This window comes from Pseudomonas sp. Nvir (assembly GCF_963778085.1).
Lineage (GTDB): Bacteria > Pseudomonadota > Gammaproteobacteria > Pseudomonadales > Pseudomonadaceae > Aquipseudomonas > Aquipseudomonas juntendi.
The window spans coordinates 3048360-3068526 of record NZ_OY970405.1; the positions used below are offsets into that span (position 1 = coordinate 3048360).

Consider the following 20167-nt stretch of genomic DNA (forward strand, 5'->3'; position numbering starts at 1 on the left):
CTGCCACACAAGGGAACTTGCATGACTTACTGTGTCGCCATGCACCTGCAAGACGGGCTGGTTTTCATCAGCGACTCACGCACCAATGCCGGTATCGACCAGATCTCCACCTTTGCCAAGTTGTTCGTCTTCAGCGTACCCGGTGAGCGCCTGATCGTGCTGCAGACGGCGGGCAACCTGGCAACCTCGCAGTCAGTGGTCAACCTGCTGCAGCAACGCAGCCAGGGCAGCGGCCCGCACCTGCTGAATGTCGCCACGCTCTACGATGCCACCGTGCTGGTGGCCGATACCCTGCGCGAGGTGGTGTGCCGCGACCGCAGCAAGCTGACGGCCGGTATCGACCTGAGCAGCTCGTTCATCGTCGGTGGCCAGATTGCGGGCGGGCCGATGGCGATCTACAACGTCTATGCCCAAGGCAACTTTTTCCAGGCCACGCGCGACACGCCTTTCCTGCAGTTGGGGGAAAGCAAATACGGGCGGCCCATACTCGACCGCAACCTGGAGTACCGCACCCCGCTGGATGAGGCGTTGCGCTGTGGCCTGATCTCGTTCGACTCCACCATCCGCAGCAACCTGTCGGTAGGCATGCCGCTGGACTTGCTGGTGTACCGAGCCGATGCCCTGGAGGCACCGCAGCCCATCCGCATCGCCAGCGACGATGCCTATTACCAGCAGATTCGCCGGCAGTGGGGCGAAGGCCTGAAAACCTTGCTGGCCGAGCTGCCGGCGCCGCCGTATGGCTGATGGGGGAATGGCCGGGAAATCCCGGCCAGCAGGCCCGGCCTTTTCGTGGATGAGCCCGCCCCCTCAAAGGGCGGTGCCGCCCCCCAATACGCCTCATGCCGCTCAGCCCAGCAACTGGCTCAATACCGCACGCAACTTGCCTGGTTTCACCGGTTTGTTCAGCAACGGTGCGCCAAGCTTGCGCAACGAGCGCCGGCACTGGTCACTGCGGTCGGCCGTGATGATGACCGCGGGTATGGCGCTGGCGTAATGTTCGCGCAACTGCCGCACCACCTCACAGCCCACCACGCCGTGATCCAGATGAAAGTCAGCCAGGATCAGCTCCGGGGCGCGCCCTTCAAGCGCCTGCAAGGCACCCTGCTGATCGGTGGCGGTGACCACTTCGCAGCCCCACTGCCCCAGCAACGCGCCCATGCTTTCGAGAATGCTCACTTCGTTGTCCAGCACCAGCAGGCGACGGCCCGGCAGCGGGTTGCCGGCAGTGGGCTGGGGCAGCGTGGGCTGCAGGAGCGGCGGCAGCGCCTGGCCAAGCGGTACCTCGATGCTGAACACCGAGCCACGCCCCGGCCACGAACGCACTTCGATCCGGTAGCCGAGAATCTTGGCGATCCGCTCGACAATGGCCAACCCCAGGCCTACACCCTTGCGGTCCGCTGCGCGGCCAACGTCCAGCTGGTTGAACTCCAGGAATATGGCTTGCAAACGGTCCTGGGCGATGCCGCGCCCGCTGTCCCATACCTCCAGGCGCAAGTGTTCGCCGCGGCGCCTTGCCCCCAACAGAACGCGGCCCTCGTCGGTGTAGCGGCAGGCATTGCTGAGGAAGTTGCGCAGAATGCGCGTCAGCAAGCGCAGATCCGTGCTGACGGCATAATCGGCAACCCTGGCGTGAAATTTCAGGCCCGCGGCATCGGCCACCGAGCGGAATTCTGAAATCAAAGGCGCAAACAGCTCATCCAGGCGATAAACCGCCACATCGGGCCTGACCGCAGCCTGGTCGAGCCGCGAGATATCCAGCAAATCGGTCAGCAGGTCTTCGGCGCCCTCCAGCGCCTGGTGTGTACGCTCCACCAGCACATGTTCGGCATCTGGCAGCGGCCGCTCACGCAAGGTGGAGATCAACAGGCGCGCGGCGTTCAGCGGTTGCAGCAGGTCATGGCTGGCAGCGGCCAGGTACTTGTCCTTGCTGCGGTTGGCGGCTTCGGCAGCATCGCGCGCCTCGATCAGCTCATCGGTACGTGCAGCAACCCGTTGCTCCAGTTCGTCATTGAGCTGTTGCAGGCGCTGCTGGGCCTGCTTGCGCTCGGTGATATCGGCCACGAAGCCTTCAACCAGGCCTTCGTGACCGGGCTTGAGCAGCAGGTTCATCAGCACGTCGAGGTGGCTGCCATCCTTGCGCCGCAGCCGGGTTTCATAGCCATGCAGGCTGTGCTCCCGGGCGAGAATCGCGGTAATCGCCTGCAGCTCTTGCGCACCGCCATCGAACAGGTGGGTCGCCAGGTCGGTCAGGGAAAACAGCACTTGCTGTGGGTCGTCATAGCCGAGCATACGGGCCAATGCCGGGTTGGCAGCACGCATGCCGTCCTGCAGGCTGGCCTGGAAAATGCCGTGCACGGCGTTCTCGAACAGCCATTTGTAGCGGTTGCGCTCGGCTTCCAGTTCATCCAGCCGGGCAGACAATTCCGGGTAGTGGCTTTTACGCGCCGAGTGGTCGCCCAGGCCTAGCAGCCCTGCCAGCGCCCGCTGCTGCTCGTCAGAGGGCCTCGCCATAGACCACCTCGACATCTCGCTGGCTCGACGCGCGCGGGTTGGTGAGGATGCACGGGTCATCCATCGCATGTTGCGACAGGAACGGAATATCGGCCGTGCGCACCCCGTGCAGGCCCAAGGTTTCATGGAAGCCGATGGCGTGCTTCAGGGCAATCAGGTGTTCCACCAGGCGGCCGCAGATCTGCCGGTGGTTGAGGCCGCGGCAGTCGATGCCGAAGACCTCGGCAATGACCTTGAAGCGCTCGGGCGCCGAACTGTAGTTGAACGCCACCACGTGCTCGACCAGCACCGCATTGCACAGGCCATGAGGCAGGTCGAGGAAACCGCCGAGGCTGTGCGACATGGCATGCACCGCGCCCAGGATCGCGTTGGAGAACGCCAGCCCCGCCTGCATGCTGCCGAGCATGATCTTCTCGCGCAGGGCAATGTCGCCGGGGTTGGCGATCATTTCCACCAGGTTGCCGTTGATCAGGCGCATGGCTTCCAGCGCATGGGGGTCGGTCAGCGGGCCATGACCGGTAGACACGAACGCCTCGATGGCATGCACCAGCGCGTCGATGCCGGTACAAGCCGACAGGAACGGGTCCATGCTCAACGTGGTTTGCGGGTCGATCAGCGACACGTCGGGCACCACCGCCTTGCTGACGATGGAGAACTTCATGCGCTCCTGCTGGTTGGAGATGATCACGAACTGCGACACATCGGCCGAGGTACCGGCGGTGGTCGGGATCAGGATCAACGGCGGGCTGGGCACGCGAATCATGTCCACGCCCTCGAACTCGAGGATGCTGCGCCCGTGGGCGACCACGATCCCAATGGCCTTGCCGCAATCCATCGGGCTGCCACCACCGACCGCGACGATCACATCGCAGTGATTCTGCCGGTAGATCTCGGCGCCGAGCATCACCTCCTCGACCCGGGGGTTGGGCGAAACGGCCGTGTACAGGCAATAGTCGATACCCTGCGCCTGCAGGCTGGCCTCGACGTCGGCCACCCAGCCAGCGGCAATCACCCCAGGGTCGCTGACCACCAGGACCTTGCGCGCACCAAAGGTCTTGGCGTAGTTGGCCACATTATGTCGGCAGCCGGCACCAAAGATGATTTCAGGCGAAACGAACTTGCGAAGGGGGCTGAAACTCTGGCTCATCGTAAAGCCTGTTCTTATTGTTCTGGAAGATAACCGCCAGCGTAAAGCATCCCGCGGCGAAAGCAACCAGACCAAAGCGGCACAGGCATCATTCGATCCACGCCTTGGCGCGGGCCACCTCAAGGAACGCCAGTACGTCCTCGCCAAGGCCGGGAACCCCGGGAAAACGCTGTGCCAGCTGGTCGATGATCGCTGCCGTACTGCGCTGGCCGTCCAGCAACTCCAGCACCCAGCCGGCACTGGCGTTGAGCTCGATGACGCCCCCGGGGTACAGCAGCACATGGCATGCCTGCAACGGGTCCCAGCGTAGCCGCAAGCCCTTGGCCAGGGCCAGTGTCTGCTGGCGGTCGATCAGTTTCACGGCAGGCACCGGGCGTGGGGATCCGGCCACCTTGACGGTGGCCGGGCAGGCATCAGCGGTTGGCGAAGTACATCGTCACTTCAAAGCCAATGCGCAGGTCGGTGTAGGCGGGTTTGGTCCACATGGGGCATGTCCTCTTCTTGTGCCGGGCGATTCCGGTAGAGGCATTAATGCATGGGCGGTGGTGAGGGCGAATGCTACTTTGGAACGAGTTTGCCGGGTGCATTGGTAGCAACGGGGTTGCCACACATTGCCATCAGGCCAGCCAGGGCGCCTGGGCAGGCGGCCTGGCATTCGCTGCACCGCTACAGCAATGAGGGTGGCTGCGCAGCCTGGCCGCGACAACAGGCCGCTGCGCCAACCGCGCAGGTTCATCAGGGGGTCAGAAGAAGCCCAACGGGTTGATGTCGTAGCTCACCAGCAGGTTCTTGGTCTGCTGGTAATGGTCGAGCATCATCTTGTGCGTCTCACGGCCCACACCCGACTTCTTGTAGCCACCGAATGCCGCATGCGCGGGGTACAGGTGGTAGCAGTTGGTCCATACCCGGCCGGCCTTGATGCCGCGGCCCATGCGGTAGGCACGGTTGATGTCGCGGGTCCACAGGCCGGCCCCCAGGCCGAACTCGCTGTCGTTGGCAATCGCCAGGGCCTCGGCTTCGTCCTTGAAGGTGGTCACCCCCACCACCGGGCCGAAGATCTCTTCCTGGAACACGCGCATCCGGTTGTGGCCCTTGAGCAGGGTCGGCTGAATGTAATAGCCGCTGGCCAGGTCACCCTGCAGGCGCTCGGCAGCACCGCCAGTGAGCAATTCGGCACCCTCCTCCCGGGCAATCTGCAGGTACGAGAGGATCTTGTCGTACTGCTGCTCCGACGCCTGGGCGCCAACCATGGTTTCGGTGTCCAGCGGGTTGCCACGGCTGATCTTGGCGATCTTCTTCATCACCTCGGCCATGAACGGTTCGTAGATCGACTCCTGGATCAGCGCACGCGAGGGGCAGGTGCACACCTCGCCCTGGTTGAAGAACGCCAACACCAGGCCCTCGGCGGCTTTCTCGATGAACGCCGGCTCCGCCTGCATGATGTCTTCGAAGAAGATGTTCGGCGACTTGCCACCCAGTTCGACGGTAGACGGGATGATATTCTCGGCCGCGCACTTCATGATGTGCGAGCCCACCGGGGTCGACCCGGTGAAGGCGATCTTGGCAATACGCTTGCTGGTGGCCAGCGCCTCTCCAGCCTCACGGCCATAGCCCTGGACGATGTTCAGCACCCCGGCCGGCAGCAGGTCGGCGATCAGCTCGGCAAAAATGGTGATCGACAGCGGCGTCTGCTCGGCCGGTTTCAGCACCACGCAGTTACCCGCCGCCAACGCCGGGGCGAGTTTCCAGGCGGCCATCAGCAACGGGAAGTTCCACGGGATGATCTGCCCGACCACACCCAGCGGTTCGTGCAGGTGATACGCCACGGTGGTTTCGTTGATTTCCGCCGCGCCACCTTCCTGGGCACGAATGCAGCCCGCAAAATAACGGAAGTGGTCCGCGGCCAGCGGCACGTCGGCATTCAGGGTTTCGCGTACGGCCTTGCCGTTGTCCCAGCTTTCGGTAACCGCCAGCACTTCGAGGTTCTGTTCGATCCGGTCGGCGATTTTCAGCAGCGCCAGGGCCCGCTCCTGCACCGAGGTCTTGCCCCACGCGTCAGCCGCGGCATGGGCAGCGTCCAGGGCGCGCTCGATATCCTGTGCGCTAGAACGTGGGAATTCGGCGATCGGTTGGCCGTTGACCGGCGAGCTGTTGGTGAAGTACTGGCCAGCCAAGGGCGCCACGAACTCGCCATTGATGAAGTTGCCATAGCGCGGTTTGAAGGAAACGACGGCGCCTGGGGTTCCGGGTTGTGCGTAGATCATGCTGAGCCTCTGCAGGTCAATGCCTGTCCCACGACAGGCGATATGCCGATGGTAAAAAGCCCCGCCTGCCAGGCGAATGCATCGTTGGCAGCGGGGCTCTCGTCATTTGGTAGTAGGGGTCAGGGTTTGGCGCTGGCGGTCTGCTGCAACTGCTTGGGCAACTTGAAGGTCCAGAGCATGCCGCCCTGGTTGAAGTCCTTGACCCGCTTGGCCACTTCGCCGCCCCACAGCGGCACCGCGCCGCCCCAGCCGGACACCACCGATACGTACTGCTCGCCGTCCATTTCCCAGGTCACCGGCGAACCGAGCACGCCTGAGCCGGTCTGGAACTCCCAGACCTTGTCGCCGGTCTTGGCGTTGAACGCCTGCAGGAAGCCTTCCGGGGTACCGGTGAACACCAGGTTGCCCTTGGTGGTCAGTACCCCACCCCACAGCGGTGCATAGTTCTTGTGGCGCCACACTTCCTTGCCGCTGACCGGGTCGATGGCACGTAGCACACCGATGTAGTCTTCGTTGAGCGGCTTGATGGTGAAGCCGGCGCCCAGGAACGCCGCCCCTTTCTTGTAGGCAATGCCCTCGTTCCAGATGTCCATGCCCCACTCGTTGGACGGCACGTAGAACAGCCCGGTGTCCTGGTTATAGGCCATCGGCATCCAGTTTTTCGCACCGAGGAACGCCGGGGCAACGAACACCGAGCTGCCCTTGGCTTCGCTGCCCGGTGCACCCGGGCGGCTGGCCTCGTTGTAGATCGGCCGGCCGTTCTTGTCCAGGCCAGTGGCCCAGGTGATTTTGTCGACGAAGGGGAAGCCGCGGATGAACTTGCCGTTGGTGCGGTCCAGCACGTAGAAGAAGCCGTTGCGGTCGGCAGTGGCAGCGGCCTTGACCTCTTTGCCGCCGTCCTTGTAGTTGAACGAGATCAGCTCGTTGACGCCATCAAAGTCCCAACCGTCGTGTGGCGTGCTCTGGAAATGCCATTTGATCGTGCCATCGTCCGGGTTCAGTGCCAGGCGCGATGAGGAATACAGGTTGTCCCCTGGGCGCAGGTGGGAGTTCCACGGTGCCGGGTTGCCGGTGCCGAACAGGATCAGGTTGGTTTCCGGGTCGTAGTAGCCGCCCAGCCACGGCGCTGCACCGCCGGTCTTCCACAGGTCGCCCGGCCAGGTCTTGCCGGCTTCGCCACCGGAAATACCGTTTTCGATGGCCTTGCCGTCCTTGTACACATACCCCATGTGGCCTTCCACGGTGGGGCGCATCCACAGCAGCTCACCGTTTTCCGGGTTGTAGGCCTGGATCTTGCCCACCACACCGAACTCGCCGCCAGCCACGCCGGTAATCAGCTTGCCGTTGACGATCATTGGCGCGGCGCTGATCGAATAGCCTTCCTTGTGGTCGGCCACCTTCTTGCTCCACACCACCTTGCCGGTGTCCTTGTTCAGCGCCACCAGCTTGGCGTCGAGGGTGCCGAAGAACACCAGGTTGCCGTACAACGCCACGCCCCGGTTGATCACGTCGCAGCATGGGCGGATGTCATCGGGCAGGCGCGCATCGTACTGCCACAGTTTCTTGCCGGTTCGCGCGTCCACGGCGAATACCCGCGAGTAGGAGCCGGTCAGGTACATCACCCCATCCTTGATCAGCGGCTGCGCCTGTTGGCCGCGCTGCTTCTCACCGCCGAAGGAAAACGCCCAGACCGGGCGCAGTTCCTTCACGTTGTTGGTGTTGAGCATGTCCAGCGGGCTGTAACGCTGGCCCTGCACGCCCAGGCCATTGGTCACGATCTGCTGGGGGTTCTTCGGGTCCTGGAGGATGTCTTCAGTGCTGACGGCGGCGTGGGCAGCGCCGGCCAGCAACATGGCGCTGAGCACCAGGCTCACGGCGAACGCGGGACGACGTGGGGATCGGGTCATGTCGGCTACCTTTGGTTTTTTTGTTGTGCCCGGGAAATTTTCCCGGTGTGCCGGGAATTCTTGGTCCCGGGGTGTTTGCCAACAATTGCTCGCAGTGTGGAGATTTCTAGTTCCTTGGTAGCAGCTGCCTTTTAAACGAAAGGGGCGCAAAGCGGCCCCTGGGTTGGTGTCAGCGGAAATTGCCGGCGCTGCTGCGCCGCCCTCTCGCGGCGCATGGCCGCTCCCACGCCGTAGCGTCTGGCTCAGGGCGTACTATCTACCCGCCGAAGTTGCTGGCGTTCGTACCGCGGGTATAGGTGGCTGACACTGCGAATAAGTTCGTAGCGCGTCAGGCTCAGGCCGGCGAAGCGTTCGGGTATCGGGCTGCGGATCATTTCGGCCATATCGTCGCCACGGGCGGCGCCGTCGCGCAGCAGGTTGTCCAGCCAGGTGAGGTAGTCGCGCATCTGCAAGAACGGTTGCGCATCACTGGCCAGCGGCCCGTGGCCGGCTACCAGCTGCTTCCAGGGCAGCGCCTGCAAGGTGTCGAGGTCGTGCAGCCACACATCGAGGCCCGGGCTGTTGGGGGTGGTCAGGGCACGCTGATAAAACAGCAGGTCGCCGGCAAACAGCACCCCGGTCGTTTCATCGAGGATCGCCAGGTCCGCACCGGTATGCCCGCGTAGCCCGAGCAGGCGCAGGCGGTGCCCGCCCACCTCGCGCACACCCGGCTCCACGACCCGGGTCGGCAGCACCACCTCGGTGCCTCGCATCCAGTCACCAACCAGGCGGTACATGTTTTCCGCCATGGCATCGCCTTGCTCGCGCAACAACGCAGCGGTGCCGGCCAGGGCACCGATGGGCACGTCGGTGAACGCCTGGTTGCCCAGCACATGGTCCGGGTGATGATGGGTCAGCAGCACTTCCAGCACCGGCTTGTCGGTCACCGTGGCAATCGCCTGGCGCAAGGCCTCGCCATAGCGTCTGGACGGCCCGCTGTCGATCACCACCACCCCCTCGTCGGTCACGATGAAGGCCGTGTTGACCACGTTGCCGCCATTGGCCTTGGCGAAATTGTCGGTACTGCCCTCCAGCAGCCAGGTACCCTCGGCAATCTGCCGGGGGGCGAGCCGGTAATCCAGGTTGGCCTGGGCCGGAAGGCCCAGGCACAACAGCAACAGCAGGATCCAACGCATGGCAGGCGCCTCGGTTCAGGGGTGGATGGCGACCGCGCTCAAGGCACTGCCGCCTCGAACTGGTTACCGCTGTTGTCCTGCAACAACAGCCGGGTCGGCCCGGGGCCCTGGATATCGAAACTCAGGTTCGGGTTCTCGCTGACCGCCGGGTACAGCGTCAGGCTGGCCAGGCGCTGGCCATCGGCGCCTTGCAACTCGGCATGGTTGAGGTAGAACTCGGGAATGCCACTGACCAGGCCGTTGTCCATCGGGTGCGCCACCTGCAGGCGCAGGCGGCTGCTGTCGCCACGCGGGTAGCGGCCCCCCAGCACCTCGCCGAGGTGCTCTTCCCAGCCGGGCTGGGTGCGCACCACGCTGGGGGCGGTACAACCACCGCCGGCAGCATCGATCAGGGTCGAGCCCACGTGCCACAGGCCGTCGCGCGTGAGCACCGCCGCGCGAAGTGGTGTGGCCTGCTCGATACGGATACGCAGCGATAACCACGGCAGTACCCGTTCGCCGGGCTGGAAGTCGACAATGCGCGGCAGCGGGTTGAGTTCGGCCCAGGCAATGATGCGCACCACCTCGCCAGTGAACGCGCGGGCATCGATTTCCAACGGCACCTGGCGTGCGTCCTCGGCAAAAGGTGGAGCCAGCAGCTTGACCCGCTCATCGAAGACGAACGCTGCCTGGTCGAGCAGTTGCTTGTGGTAGAAGTCCCACATCACCGAGGGCACCGGGTCCTGGTTGGCAGGCGGCTCGCTGGCCAGGGCCTGGCTTGCCCAAGGTAGCCAGCAGGCCAGCAGCAAGGTTGCTTTGAGGTTCATGATCCGCTCCCATTTACCGGGCTGCCGAGCCCAGGCTACTGGTACATGTCCGGCACCTGGTAACGCAGGCCGTACTGGGCATAGATCGCCTGCATGCGCCCCTCCCGTATCAACACCTCTAGCGCCTCCTCGACCGCATAGGCCAACTGCCGGTTGCTTTCATGCACGGCCATGCCGATGTCCCAGGCCTGCTTGCCCAGGTTGGGGTACGCATTTTCCGCCAACGCCAGCTGTGGGTTCGCGGCCTCATGCAGTTGCCAGTCGACCTCGCCGCGCATGGCCATCACCGCGTCTACCTCACCGGCCTGCATGGCGGCGAAGGCTTGCTGCACGCCGGGGTAATGGTGGGTCTTGGCGCTGAGCATGCCGTTGAGCACCGAGGTCAGGTAGAACGACGGCACGCTGTCGACCTCTACCCCAATCGGGTGCTGCTGGAATACCGCGACACTGGCCACCGAAGGCAACCGGCGGCGGTCATAGGCCACCTGCCAACGTTCTTGCTGATACGGGCCGAACATCACCACCTGAGCGTTTTCCAGCTCGCCCAGCTCGTTGCGCCTCTGCGCATAATCGTGGTCGTAGGGCACCCGCAGCATCAGGTCTGCCAATTGCTGATGACGCAGCGGGCTGCCGCGCCAGATGTAGTCCCGCAGGTCGTCGTCGAGCTTTTCCCCAGGCGGCGCCCAGATCAGTTTCAGGCGCACGCCCATCGCCTCGGCCAGTGCCTGCGCCAGGTCCACATCCACGCCCCGCGGCTGGCCGTGGTCCTGGAAACTGTAAGGCGCAAAGTCCTTGTACACCGCTACTTTGAGCTCCCCGGCGGCGATGATCGTGTCGTAGTTGCGCACTTGCGCCTGGGCCGCCGCACAGCACAGCAACAGGGCACTGAACAGCACCGCCATCAGGCGCATGGCCGTTACTCCTCGACGTGCACGCTGTCCAGGTATGTGCGCACCGCCCACAAGGCCTCCTGGCTCAGGTAGTCGGCCATTTTCGGCATGTACACGCGGCCGTCGCGCACCGCGCCATGGCGCACACGCTCGACGAACCATTCATCGCCGGCGTCGCCGGCATCGAGCAGCCGCAGGTCCGGGGCAATGCCGCCAGACTTGGCTTCCAGGCCATGGCAGGCCGCGCAGTTCTGGTTATAGGCCGAGGCGCCGATCTCGACTGCCTTGTCGTGTTCCGGCGAGCTACGGTAAGGGTTGACCGCCGCCCAGCCGTCTGCGTCCAGGCTCACCCCAGCGTCCTTGACTGGGGTCAGCCCCTTGGTCTCTACCGCCTGTGGGACTACATTGCCATGGGCCCAGGCCGTACCGGTCATTACCGCGCCGGCCAACAAGCCTGCAGCAAGCCACACATTGCGTTTTGTTGTCATTGTTATGCCCTCACCATTGCACGCAAAGCCTCAACCACAGAGGCCGTGTCGCCATCTTAAAAACACCCGGCATACGGCCGAATGCTGCTTTGGTGGTCGCGCCTTCCTCCCTTGGTAGTAGGGCTTGTGGCGAACGGCCAAATGAGGTGCCGACCGGGAACTCTTCCCGGCAATGGCGGGATTTTTTCCGTATCCGTAGAGCGCACCGGCGGCCCACCCTGTGCAGGCCAAAACCTCCACTGGGAACTGCAACCATGACAATAAGATCGCTACCCGCCCTTTCCCCTCTGGCCTTGAGCGTGCGCGTGCTGCTGATGGCCGGTAGCCTGGCCTTGGGCAGCGTGGCAACAGCGGCCACCCCCCCTGCGGCACCTGCCACCAAGAACGTCACCTGGGAAGACATCGCCAACGACCACCTCACCACCAACGACGTGCTGCAGTACGGCATGGGCACCAATGCCCAGCGCTGGAGCCCGTTGGCTCAGGTCAACGACAAGAACGTGTTCAAGCTCACCCCGGCGTGGTCCTACTCGTTCGGCGACGAGAAGCAGCGCGGCCAGGAATCGCAGGCCATCGTCAGCGACGGTGTGGTCTATGTGACAGGGTCGTACTCACGGGTATTTGCCCTCGATGCCAAGACCGGTAAACGCCTGTGGACCTACAACCACCGCCTGCCCGACAACATTCGCCCCTGCTGCGACGTGGTCAACCGGGGCGCTGCCATCTACGGTGACAAGATCTACTTCGGCACCCTCGACGCGCGGGTCGTGGCCCTGGACAAACACACCGGCAAAGTGGTCTGGAACAAGAAGTTCGGCGACCACAGTGCCGGCTACACCATGACCGGCGCGCCGGTGCTGATCAAGGACAAGACCAGTGGCAAGGTCCTGCTGATCCACGGCAGCTCGGGGGATGAATTCGGCGTGGTCGGGCAGCTGTTCGCACGCGACCCGGACACCGGGGAAGAAGTGTGGATGCGGCCTTTCGTCGAGGGCCACATGGGCCGACTGAATGGCAAGGACAGCACCCCGACCGGCGACGTCAAGGCACCGTCCTGGCCAGATGACCCCACCACCGAAACCGGCAAGGTCGAAGCCTGGAGCCATGGTGGCGGCGCCCCTTGGCAAAGCGCCAGCTTCGATCCGGAAACCAATACCATCATCGTCGGGGCGGGCAACCCGGGGCCTTGGAACACCTGGGCGCGTACCTCGAAAGACGGCAACCCGCACGACTACGACAGCCTGTATACCTCCGGCCAGGTCGGTGTAGACCCGAGCACCGGCGAGGTCAAGTGGTTCTACCAGCACACCCCCAACGACGCCTGGGACTTCTCCGGCAACAACGAACTGGTGCTGTTCGACTACAAAGGCAAGGACGGCAAGGTGGTCAAGGCCACCGGCCACGCCGACCGCAACGGCTTCTTCTATGTGGTCGACCGCAACAATGGCAAGTTGCAGAACGCCTTCCCCTTCGTCGACAACATCACCTGGGCCAGCCATATCGACCTGAAGACCGGGCGCCCGGTGGAAAACCCCGGCCAGCGCCCGGCCAAGCCGCTGCCGGGTGAAACCAAAGGCAAGCCAGTCGAGGTTTCACCGCCATTCCTCGGCGGCAAGAACTGGAACCCCATGGCCTACAGCCAGGACACCGGCCTGTTCTACATCCCCGGCAACCAGTGGAAGGAGGAATACTGGACCGAGGAAGTGAACTACAAGAAAGGCTCGGCCTACCTCGGCATGGGCTTCCGCATCAAGCGCATGTACGACGATCACGTCGGCACCCTGCGCGCCATGGACCCGACCACGGGCAAACTGGTGTGGGAACACAAAGAGCACCTGCCACTGTGGGCAGGCGTGCTGGCAACCAAGGGCAACCTGGTGTTCACCGGCACCGGCGATGGTTTCTTCAAGGCCTTCGACGCCAAGACGGGCAAGGAGCTGTGGAAGTTCCAGACCGGCAGCGGCATCGTATCCCCGCCCATCACCTGGGAGCAGGATGGCGAGCAGTACATCGGCGTGACGGTCGGCTACGGCGGTGCGGTGCCGCTGTGGGGTGGCGACATGGCCGAACTGACCAAGCCCGTTGCCCAGGGTGGCTCGTTCTGGGTGTTCAAGATCCCGAGCTGGGACAACAAGACCGCCCAGCGGTGATCGCCTGAGGTGGCGTATACCCGGGGCCGCGTTGCGGCCCCTTCACCTGGTGCTTACACCCACGAGAGCCATTCGCCATGAACTACCTGCCCATTGCCCTGTTGTTGGCGCTCTCGCCTGCCCTGGCCGCACATGCCGAAGACGCTGGCGACGATGCCCCACTGACCATCAACGGCTGCGTCATCGCCGAAGCCAGCCAGTGCCCGGGGGCCGACCTGCGCGGCGCCAACCTGGCTAACCAGGACCTGCGCAAGATGAACCTGGCCGGCGCCGACTTGCGCGACGCCGACCTGCGCCACGCCCAACTGGACCTGGCCAACCTGGAAAAAGCCCGCCTGCAAGGCGCCAACCTGACCCGCGCCAGCCTGCAGCAGAGCAACCTGCGCCTGGCCGACCTGAGCAATAGCCACCTGGTGGCCATTCAGGGCTGGGGCTTGTTCGCCCAAGGCGCGCAGTTCGAGAACGCCGACCTCAGCGCGGCCTATCTGCAGTTCGCCCGGTTGTCCGGGGCCAAGTTGCACAAAGCCAACCTGCAGGCTGCGGACCTCGAAATGGCCTGGCTCAGCAAGGCCGACCTGCAGGAGGCCAGGCTGACCGATGCCAACCTGCAGGAGGCCAAGTTCGGCCAAAGCAACCTGGCGCGCGCCGACCTGCGCGGGGCACGGCAGCATTACGGGAGTTTTCAGGAGGCCAACATGGAGGGATGCACAGGCTGCCCCGAAACCTGGGACAAATGACTGTTTGCCCCTGGCTGTAGGAGCGGCCTTGTGTCGCGATGGGCTGCAAAGCAGCCCCGGCAATTTGTGCACCATGCTGAAACCCTGGGGCTGCTTTGCAGCCCATCGCGACACAAGGCCGCTCCTACAGGCAGCCCATCGCGACACAAGGCCTACCCCGCTACCCGCACCAGCCCCAAGTCAATCCCCAGGTGCACCAGCTCGGCATGCGAGCTGACCTGCAGCTTGCTCTTGAGCAAGGTCAAATGATTGGACACGGTCTTGGCACTGATGCACAACTGCTCGGCAATCAGCCGCGCCGGCGTGCCCTTGGCAAGCATGACGAAAATCTCCAGCTCGCGCTGGGTCATGCGCTGCAGGCGCGGGTCGCTTTCATTGTGCGGGGTGGTGCAGGCCAATTGCGTGGCCAGCGGCTGTTCAATGTAGGCATGCCCGGCCAATACACGCTGCACCGCCTCGATCAGCACCTCGGGCGCCGAATTCTTGGTCAGGTAGCCCGACGCCCCGGCCTCCAGCGCCTGCCGCACCAGGGGCAACTCGTCGTGCATGCTGAAGAACAGCACCCGCAGCTGGGGCAGGCGCTGACGCAGCCGGCGGGTGGCTTCCAGGCCGCTGATGCCCGGCAGGCCGAAGTCCATGACCACCAGGTTGGGCACCTGCTCGTGCACCAGGGCCAGCGCCTCTTCGCCACTGGCCGCTTCGCGCACCTGGATGTCTGGCAATACCGCCCGCAGCAGGCTGGCATAGCCTTGGCGGACCACAGCATGGTCGTCGACCAGTACGATATTCATCACACCTCCTTGGGGATGTTCAGCGCCAACGCCCAACCGCCACCCGGGCGGCTGAAAATGCGTAATTCACCCCCCAGGCTGCGCGCGCGTTCGGCCATCGAGTGCAGGCCAACCCCAGGCCGGCGCGGTTGGCGCGCGCCGCACCCGTTGTCGCGCACGAACAAGCGCAACCCCTTGGCGCTGCGCTGCAGGCGCACCCGCACCTGGCTGGCGCCGGCATGCCGGGCGACATTGGTCAACGCCTCCTGCAGCAGCCGGTACAAGTGCGTCCTGCTCGGCGCGGGCAAGTCTGGCAAATGCTCGCCAACCCGCAGCCGGCAATCGATGCCCTGCCTGGCCTGCCACTGGCTCACCAGCAGGCCAATGGCCTGCGCCAGCGGCATGTGTTGCAGCGCCACCGGATACAGGTCTTGTACCAGGGCACGAAACCCTTGCTGCAAATGTTCGCAATTGAGTTCCAGTTGCTGTGTGGTCTGCTTGACCACAGCGGGCTGGTCGGCTGCCATGCGCAGCAGGCAGCCCTGGGCGCGGATACCGGCCAGGTATTGCCCAAGGTCATCGTGCAGGGCCTGCGCCAGCCGGGTACGCTCCTGCTCCTGCACCGCCAGCAGGGCCTGGGTCAGTTGCGTATTGTCGGCCCGCGCCTGCTCCAGGTTCGCCACCATCGCGTTGAAGTGCGCAGCCAACTGGCGTGCCTCCGGCAGGTTGGCCTCGCGCAAACGCACGGCCAGGTGCCCCGCCGACACCTGCCGCAGCGCCCCCAGCAATTCAGCCAGCAGCCCCATGGCCCGCCCGACCGCCCAACGGATGGTCACCAGGCTCAATACCAGCGCCAGGCCGCACAAGCTCAGCAATTGCACCAGCGACTCCCAGACTTCGTCGATTTCATCGCGGGCATCCACGGCAATCAGCACCCGCCGGCCGTCGCTCAGTGTCAGTAAACGGCCACCTGGGTGGTGTTGACCGAACAGCTGGCGGCCCAGCCAAGCATCCACACCGGCATCCCCCGGCAACAGGGCGGCATCGCCAGCTGCCAGCCAATGCACCCGCACATGGCGCAGGTTCTGGGTCAGGCCCGGCTGCAAACTGGCCGGGTCACGCTCGGCAGTCTCGGCAAGGTAGGTCACCACGGCTTCGGCAGACTGCAGCTCACGCTCCACGTCGGCCACAGCCTGGTGCAGCAGCACCCCGGCACAGGCTACCGTCACCAGGGCGAAGCAGCCGGTGACCCAAAGGTTGATGCGCCACAGCGCAGACAAGTTGAACAGGCGCATGGGAGCTCTCTTCAGGGGTGCCGAGGCCCATCGTAAAACCGTAGGTGGCGCGGGAAATTACTACCTTGGTACCGGCCGGGCGCTACTTTCTGCATATTTCCCGCGCCCGGCGGGGTTCCTATGCTGGCGCCATCTGCCGTGGAGTGTGTCATGCGCCAGCCTGCCCACCTTGCCTTGTTCTGCCTGCTGGCCCTGATCGCCGTGTTGTCCGCGCCCCATGCGTCGGCCGCTGCGGGCCAGGCCGACGCCCTATTGCACGTGGGCATCGGCTATTTGGGCTACCGGCCCGACCCGGGCCCGCTGCTGTCCAATATCATCCCCGAACCGGCCGACGCTGGCCTGCAAGGCGCCGAGCTGGCGATCGTCGACAGCAACAGCACCGGGCGTTTTCTCAAGCAACAGTTCCAGCTGACCCGCGCCAACGTGGACAGCCCCGAGGCGCTGTTGCAGGCGGCCCAAGCACAACACGACCAAGGCCTGCGCCTGTTCGTGGTCAACGCCCCGGCCACCAGCCTGCGCGCGCTGGCCGCGGCGCTGCCCGACAGCCTGCTGTTCAATGCCGGCAGCCCCGACGACAGCCTGCGCAGCAGCCAGTGCCTGGGTAACGTGCTGCACAGCCTGCCGGGCCGGGCAATGCTCGCCGATGCGCTGGTGCAGTTCCTGGTGCTGCGCAAATGGCAACGCGCGCTGCTGGTGGTCGGCCAGACCGCAGATGACCAGGCCTACGCCGCCGCCCTGCGCCGCTCGACTAAACGCTTCGGCGTGCAGCTGGTCGCGGAAAAAGCCTGGACCTTCGACAACGACCAGCGCCGCAGCGCCCAGGCCGACATGCCGCTGTTCACGCAAACCGCCGAGTACGACGTGGTGCTGGTGGCCGACGAACGCGGTGACTTTGGCGAATACCTGCCCTACCAGACCTGGTACCCGCGGCCAGTGGCGGGCACCCAGGGGTTGACCCCCACCGGTTGGCACAAGACCGTGGAAACCTTCGGCGCGGCGCAACTGCAAAAACGTTTCGAGGCCCAGGCCGGGCGCTGGATGAACGACCGTGACTTCGCCGCCTGGATGGCCGTGCGCAGCATTGCCAGCGCGGTCAGCAAACTGCGCCAGGCCGACCCACGGGCGCTGCAACAGCTGCTGCTCAGCGAGCAACTGCCCCTGGACGGTTTCAAGGGCCGCAAGCTCAGCTACCGGCCCTGGAACGGCGAGCTGCGCCAACCGATTGCGCTGGTACAGCCTCGCGCACTGGTCAGCACGTCGCCACAAGATGGCTTCCTGCACCCCTTCAACGAAATGGACAGCCTGGGCTACGACAAGCCCGAAGTGACCTGCACGTACCCCTGAGCCGACAACCACAACAATAAGGAATACGCCATGCGCCGCCCTCTGCTTTCCCGCGCCCTGCTCTACCCCAGCCTGCTGACGGGCGCCCTGGCGCTGGCCTGCGGGCATGCGCTGGCCGCCACTGCCTGGGTGTCCAACGAAAAGGACAACAGCCTCAGCCTGATCGACCTGCAGACCCTGGAGGTCACCGAAACCCTTGCGGTCGGGCAACGCCCTCGGGGGCTGCTGCTGTCGCATGACAACAAGCTGCTGTACATCTGCGCCAGCGATTCCGACCGGGTACAGGTGATGGACGTGGCCACCCGCAAGATCATCAAGGAACTGCCCTCTGGCAAGGACCCCGAGCAGTTCGCCCTGCACCCCAACGACCGCTGGCTGTACGTTTCCAACGAAGACGATGCGCTGGTGACCGTGATCGACACCGTGACCGACCAGGTACTGGGGCAGATCGATGTCGGTATCGAACCTGAAGGCATGGCCGTCAGCCCCGATGGCAAATGGGCGGTCAACACCAGCGAAACCACCAACATGTTGCATTGGATCGACACCAGCACCCAGACCCTGGCCGACAGCACCCTGGTCGACCAGCGCCCGCGCTTCGTCGAATTCAGCCAGGACGGTTCCAGGCTGTGGGCCTCGGCGGAAATCGGCGGCACGGTGACTGTCCTTGAAGTTGCCACGCGCCAGGTGCTGAAAACCCTGAACTTCCAGATCAAGGGCGTGCACCCGGACAAGGTCCAGCCGGTGGGCATCAAGCTCAGCGCGGACGGCAAGTATGCCTTCGTCGCCCTGGGCCCGGCCAACCATGTGGCGGTGATCGATGCCAAGACCTACGAGGTGCTCGATTACCTGCTGGTCGGGCGGCGGGTCTGGCAGTTGGCGTTCTCCCCCGACCAGCGCCGCTTGCTGGCCACCAACGGGGTCAGCGGCGATGTATCGGTAATCGATACGCAGAACCTCAAGGTGCTCAAATCGGTGAAAGTCGGGCGCTACCCCTGGGGCGTGGTGGTCACCCCATGAACGCCCTCGAGGTGGCCGATGTGAGCTTCGCCTACGGCCAGCGCGAGGCGCTGCGGCAGGTCGGTTTCAGCCTGGCACCGGGCCGTTTTGCCGCGTTGCTGGGCCCCAATGGCGCCGGCAAGTCGACCCTGATCGCCCTGCTGACCCGCCTGTACGACCTGCAGCACGGCGATATCCGGGTGTGCGGCTGCTCGTTGCGCGACACCCCGCGCCCGGCGCTGCGGCAGATGGGCGTGGTGTTCCAGCAGAGCACCCTGGATCTGGACCTGAGCGTGGAGCAGAACCTGCGCTACCACGCCGCCCTGCATGGCCTGTCACGGCGCCAGGGCAACCAGCGGGTAGAGGCCGAGCTGGCGCGCCAGGGCCTGGGCGAGCGCCGCCACCACAGCGTGCGCGAGCTGAATATCGGCCACCGCCGACGGGTGGAAATCGCCCGTGCGCTGCTGCACGAGCCACGCCTGCTGCTGCTCGACGAGGCCAGCGTCGGCCTCGACCCGGCCAGCCGCCTGGCACTCAACCAGCACGTGCGGCAGCTGTGCCGCCAGCAGCAGTTGAGTGTGCTGTGGACCACCCACCTGCTGGACGAAGTGCAGCCTAGCGACGACCTGCTGATTCTCCATCAAGGGCGCCTGGTGGCCAGCGGTACCGCCGATGCCCTGAGCCTGCAGCACGGCGGCGACCTGGACCATGCCTTTGCCCACCTGACCCGGCAGCCTTCAGGAGCCCACACCCGATGAACGCCTACTGGCAGTGTTTCAACGGCATCATGCTGCGCGAATGGCTGCGCTTCGTATTGCAGCGCACGCGCCTGCTCAGTGCCCTGGTGCGCCCGTTGCTGTGGTTGCTGGTGTTCGGCGCCGGCTTTCGGGCAGCGCTGGGCATCGCCATCATCGAGCCGTACGACACCTACATCCCCTACGAGGTGTACATCATCCCGGGGCTGGCCTGCATGATCCTGCTGTTCAACGGCATGCAAGGGTCCTTGTCGATGGTCTATGACCGGGAAATGGGCAGCATGCGCGTGCTGCTGACCAGCCCCCTGCCGCGGCCGTTCCTGTTGGCCAGCAAGTTGCTGGCGACCTCGCTCATTTCCCTGCTGCAGGTGTACGCGTTCCTCGCCATCGCCTGGGTGTACGGTGTGCAACCGCCGGCGGCGGGGTTGCTGCTGGCACTGCCGGCGCTGCTGCTGGTGGCGTTCATGCTCAGTGCCCTGGGGCTGCTGCTGTCGAACGCCATCCGCCAGCTGGAGAACTTTGCCGGGGTGATGAATTTCGTGATCTTCCCACTGTTTTTCCTGTCTTCGGCGCTGTACCCACTGTGGAAGATGCGCGAAGCCAGCGAGTGGCTGTACTGGCTGTGCGCGGTGAACCCGTTCACCCATGCCGTGGAGCTGGTGCGGTTTGCCTTGTACCAGCGCCTGAACCTGTTGGCGCTGGCGGTGTGCCTGGGCTTGACGGTGCTGTTCACGCTGCTGGCGATTGCCACCTTCAACCCCCAGCACGCAGCGTTGCGCAAGCCGCGATGATCCTGTGGCCTGACGCGGCCAAGGCTGACGGGCGGCGCTAAGCCATCTACTACTTTAGTACTGCATTTACTGTCTATCGTCGCATTCACAAAGCACCGCTACTGGCATGTAATGGGTTCATAACAAAAAGGAAGAACC

At 64.6% G+C, this 20167-nt stretch carries 19 protein-coding genes; 7 read left to right on the forward strand and 12 right to left on the reverse strand.

What is annotated here, in order from left to right:
• Positions 1–21: 21 nt before the first annotated feature.
• Entirely contained in the window at positions 22–744 is a 723-nt protein-coding gene (locus tag AACG97_RS14665) for a proteasome-type protease (protein ID WP_029885142.1), read from the forward strand.
• Between the two features lie 102 nt (positions 745–846).
• Here the strand turns inward: AACG97_RS14665 and AACG97_RS14670 are convergent, their stop codons facing one another.
• The 10 genes from AACG97_RS14670 to pedF all read right to left on the reverse strand — a co-directional run bounded on the left by AACG97_RS14670 (position 847) and on the right by pedF (position 11188).
• Positions 847–2511: a PAS domain-containing hybrid sensor histidine kinase/response regulator gene (locus AACG97_RS14670; protein WP_115294306.1), complete on the reverse strand. Its 1665-nt coding sequence runs from the start codon at positions 2509–2511 to the stop codon at positions 847–849.
• Positions 2495–3658 (reverse strand): alcohol dehydrogenase-like regulatory protein ErcA, encoded by a 1164-nt coding sequence (gene ercA / locus AACG97_RS14675; protein ID WP_009682320.1) that lies wholly within the window; start codon positions 3656–3658, stop codon positions 2495–2497. The genes AACG97_RS14670 and ercA overlap by 17 nt, the downstream gene beginning before the upstream one ends.
• An 88-nt stretch (positions 3659–3746) precedes the next feature.
• Positions 3747–4019 (reverse strand): pyrroloquinoline quinone biosynthesis peptide chaperone PqqD, encoded by a 273-nt coding sequence (pqqD, locus tag AACG97_RS14680; protein WP_029885144.1) that lies wholly within the window; start codon positions 4017–4019, stop codon positions 3747–3749.
• Positions 4020–4071: 52 nt separating this feature from the next.
• Positions 4072–4143 carry a pyrroloquinoline quinone precursor peptide PqqA gene (pqqA, locus tag AACG97_RS14685; protein ID WP_003243383.1) on the reverse strand — a complete coding sequence of 24 codons (72 nt, stop codon included), beginning with the start codon at positions 4141–4143 and terminating at the stop codon, positions 4072–4074.
• 258 nt (positions 4144–4401) lie between these two features.
• Positions 4402–5922: an acetaldehyde dehydrogenase ExaC gene (gene exaC / locus AACG97_RS14690; protein WP_054912999.1), complete on the reverse strand. Its 1521-nt coding sequence runs from the start codon at positions 5920–5922 to the stop codon at positions 4402–4404.
• A 119-nt stretch (positions 5923–6041) separates the two neighbouring features.
• Complete coding sequence (gene pedH / locus AACG97_RS14695) at positions 6042–7829, reverse strand: PQQ-dependent alcohol dehydrogenase PedH (RefSeq protein ID WP_173889374.1); 1788 nt, start codon at positions 7827–7829, stop codon at positions 6042–6044.
• Between the two features lie 242 nt (positions 7830–8071).
• Positions 8072–9004 (reverse strand): quinoprotein relay system zinc metallohydrolase 1, encoded by a 933-nt coding sequence (locus tag AACG97_RS14700; RefSeq protein ID WP_115294305.1) that lies wholly within the window; start codon positions 9002–9004, stop codon positions 8072–8074.
• Between the two features lie 38 nt (positions 9005–9042).
• Positions 9043–9810 (reverse strand): quinoprotein dehydrogenase-associated SoxYZ-like carrier, encoded by a 768-nt coding sequence (locus AACG97_RS14705; RefSeq protein ID WP_197886643.1) that lies wholly within the window; start codon positions 9808–9810, stop codon positions 9043–9045.
• A gap of 35 nt (positions 9811–9845) precedes the next feature.
• Positions 9846–10721, reverse strand: a complete 876-nt coding sequence (locus AACG97_RS14710; protein ID WP_054905455.1) for a substrate-binding periplasmic protein — start codon at positions 10719–10721, stop codon at positions 9846–9848.
• A 5-nt stretch (positions 10722–10726) separates the two neighbouring features.
• Positions 10727–11188 carry a cytochrome c-550 PedF gene (gene pedF, locus AACG97_RS14715; RefSeq protein ID WP_009682327.1) on the reverse strand — a complete coding sequence of 154 codons (462 nt, stop codon included), beginning with the start codon at positions 11186–11188 and terminating at the stop codon, positions 10727–10729.
• 254 nt (positions 11189–11442) lie between these two features.
• On the opposite strand from pedF, the gene exaA reads away from it, so the two are divergent.
• Together exaA and AACG97_RS14725 are read left to right on the forward strand one after the other, a co-directional pair.
• Positions 11443–13338 carry a quinoprotein ethanol dehydrogenase gene (gene exaA, locus AACG97_RS14720; protein WP_054905457.1) on the forward strand — a complete coding sequence of 632 codons (1896 nt, stop codon included), beginning with the start codon at positions 11443–11445 and terminating at the stop codon, positions 13336–13338.
• A gap of 77 nt (positions 13339–13415) precedes the next feature.
• Positions 13416–14075 carry a pentapeptide repeat-containing protein gene (locus AACG97_RS14725; RefSeq protein ID WP_225786399.1) on the forward strand — a complete coding sequence of 220 codons (660 nt, stop codon included), beginning with the start codon at positions 13416–13418 and terminating at the stop codon, positions 14073–14075.
• A 152-nt stretch (positions 14076–14227) separates the two neighbouring features.
• On the opposite strand, the gene AACG97_RS14730 is transcribed toward AACG97_RS14725, so the two are convergent.
• Positions 14228–14866, reverse strand: a complete 639-nt coding sequence (locus AACG97_RS14730) for a response regulator (protein WP_029885149.1) — start codon at positions 14864–14866, stop codon at positions 14228–14230.
• The gene (locus AACG97_RS14735) at positions 14866–16140 is read right to left on the reverse strand and encodes a sensor histidine kinase (RefSeq protein WP_029885150.1); all 1275 of its coding nucleotides are present in this window, start codon (positions 16138–16140) and stop codon (positions 14866–14868) included. Before AACG97_RS14735 ends, AACG97_RS14730 begins: the two co-directional genes overlap by 1 nt.
• A 150-nt stretch (positions 16141–16290) precedes the next feature.
• On the opposite strand from AACG97_RS14735, the gene AACG97_RS14740 reads away from it, so the two are divergent.
• From AACG97_RS14740 to AACG97_RS14755, 4 genes are read left to right on the forward strand one after another with little or no spacing between them, the layout of a single operon-like run.
• On the forward strand, positions 16291–17484 hold the full coding sequence (locus AACG97_RS14740) for an ABC transporter substrate-binding protein (protein WP_009681774.1): 1194 nt from the start codon (positions 16291–16293) through the stop codon (positions 17482–17484).
• A gap of 30 nt (positions 17485–17514) precedes the next feature.
• Positions 17515–18504: a YVTN family beta-propeller repeat protein gene (locus AACG97_RS14745; RefSeq protein ID WP_009681773.1), complete on the forward strand. Its 990-nt coding sequence runs from the start codon at positions 17515–17517 to the stop codon at positions 18502–18504.
• Complete coding sequence (locus AACG97_RS14750; protein WP_009681772.1) at positions 18501–19241, forward strand: ABC transporter ATP-binding protein; 741 nt, start codon at positions 18501–18503, stop codon at positions 19239–19241. Before AACG97_RS14745 ends, AACG97_RS14750 begins: the two co-directional genes overlap by 4 nt.
• Positions 19238–20029 carry an ABC transporter permease gene (locus AACG97_RS14755; protein ID WP_197886470.1) on the forward strand — a complete coding sequence of 264 codons (792 nt, stop codon included), beginning with the start codon at positions 19238–19240 and terminating at the stop codon, positions 20027–20029. The genes AACG97_RS14750 and AACG97_RS14755 overlap by 4 nt, the downstream gene beginning before the upstream one ends.
• The last annotated feature ends 138 nt before the right edge of the window (positions 20030–20167 follow it).

Coding starts and splice junctions, on each gene's coding strand:
- AACG97_RS14665 (WP_029885142.1), top strand. CDS start 22: ATGACTTACTGTGTCGCCATGCACCTGCAAGACGGGCTGGTTTTCATC.
- AACG97_RS14670 (WP_115294306.1), bottom strand. CDS start 2,511: ATGGCGAGGCCCTCTGACGAGCAGCAGCGGGCGCTGGCAGGGCTGCTA.
- ercA (WP_009682320.1), bottom strand. CDS start 3,658: ATGAGCCAGAGTTTCAGCCCCCTTCGCAAGTTCGTTTCGCCTGAAATC.
- exaC (WP_054912999.1), bottom strand. CDS start 5,922: ATGATCTACGCACAACCCGGAACCCCAGGCGCCGTCGTTTCCTTCAAA.
- pedH (WP_173889374.1), bottom strand. CDS start 7,829: ATGACCCGATCCCCACGTCGTCCCGCGTTCGCCGTGAGCCTGGTGCTC.
- AACG97_RS14700 (WP_115294305.1), bottom strand. CDS start 9,004: ATGCGTTGGATCCTGCTGTTGCTGTTGTGCCTGGGCCTTCCGGCCCAG.
- AACG97_RS14705 (WP_197886643.1), bottom strand. CDS start 9,810: ATGAACCTCAAAGCAACCTTGCTGCTGGCCTGCTGGCTACCTTGGGCA.
- AACG97_RS14710 (WP_054905455.1), bottom strand. CDS start 10,721: ATGCGCCTGATGGCGGTGCTGTTCAGTGCCCTGTTGCTGTGCTGTGCG.
- pedF (WP_009682327.1), bottom strand. CDS start 11,188: ATGACAACAAAACGCAATGTGTGGCTTGCTGCAGGCTTGTTGGCCGGC.
- exaA (WP_054905457.1), top strand. CDS start 11,443: ATGACAATAAGATCGCTACCCGCCCTTTCCCCTCTGGCCTTGAGCGTG.
- AACG97_RS14725 (WP_225786399.1), top strand. CDS start 13,416: ATGAACTACCTGCCCATTGCCCTGTTGTTGGCGCTCTCGCCTGCCCTG.
- AACG97_RS14730 (WP_029885149.1), bottom strand. CDS start 14,866: ATGAATATCGTACTGGTCGACGACCATGCTGTGGTCCGCCAAGGCTAT.
- AACG97_RS14735 (WP_029885150.1), bottom strand. CDS start 16,140: ATGCGCCTGTTCAACTTGTCTGCGCTGTGGCGCATCAACCTTTGGGTC.
- AACG97_RS14740 (WP_009681774.1), top strand. CDS start 16,291: ATGCGCCAGCCTGCCCACCTTGCCTTGTTCTGCCTGCTGGCCCTGATC.
- AACG97_RS14745 (WP_009681773.1), top strand. CDS start 17,515: ATGCGCCGCCCTCTGCTTTCCCGCGCCCTGCTCTACCCCAGCCTGCTG.
- AACG97_RS14750 (WP_009681772.1), top strand. CDS start 18,501: ATGAACGCCCTCGAGGTGGCCGATGTGAGCTTCGCCTACGGCCAGCGC.
- AACG97_RS14755 (WP_197886470.1), top strand. CDS start 19,238: ATGAACGCCTACTGGCAGTGTTTCAACGGCATCATGCTGCGCGAATGG.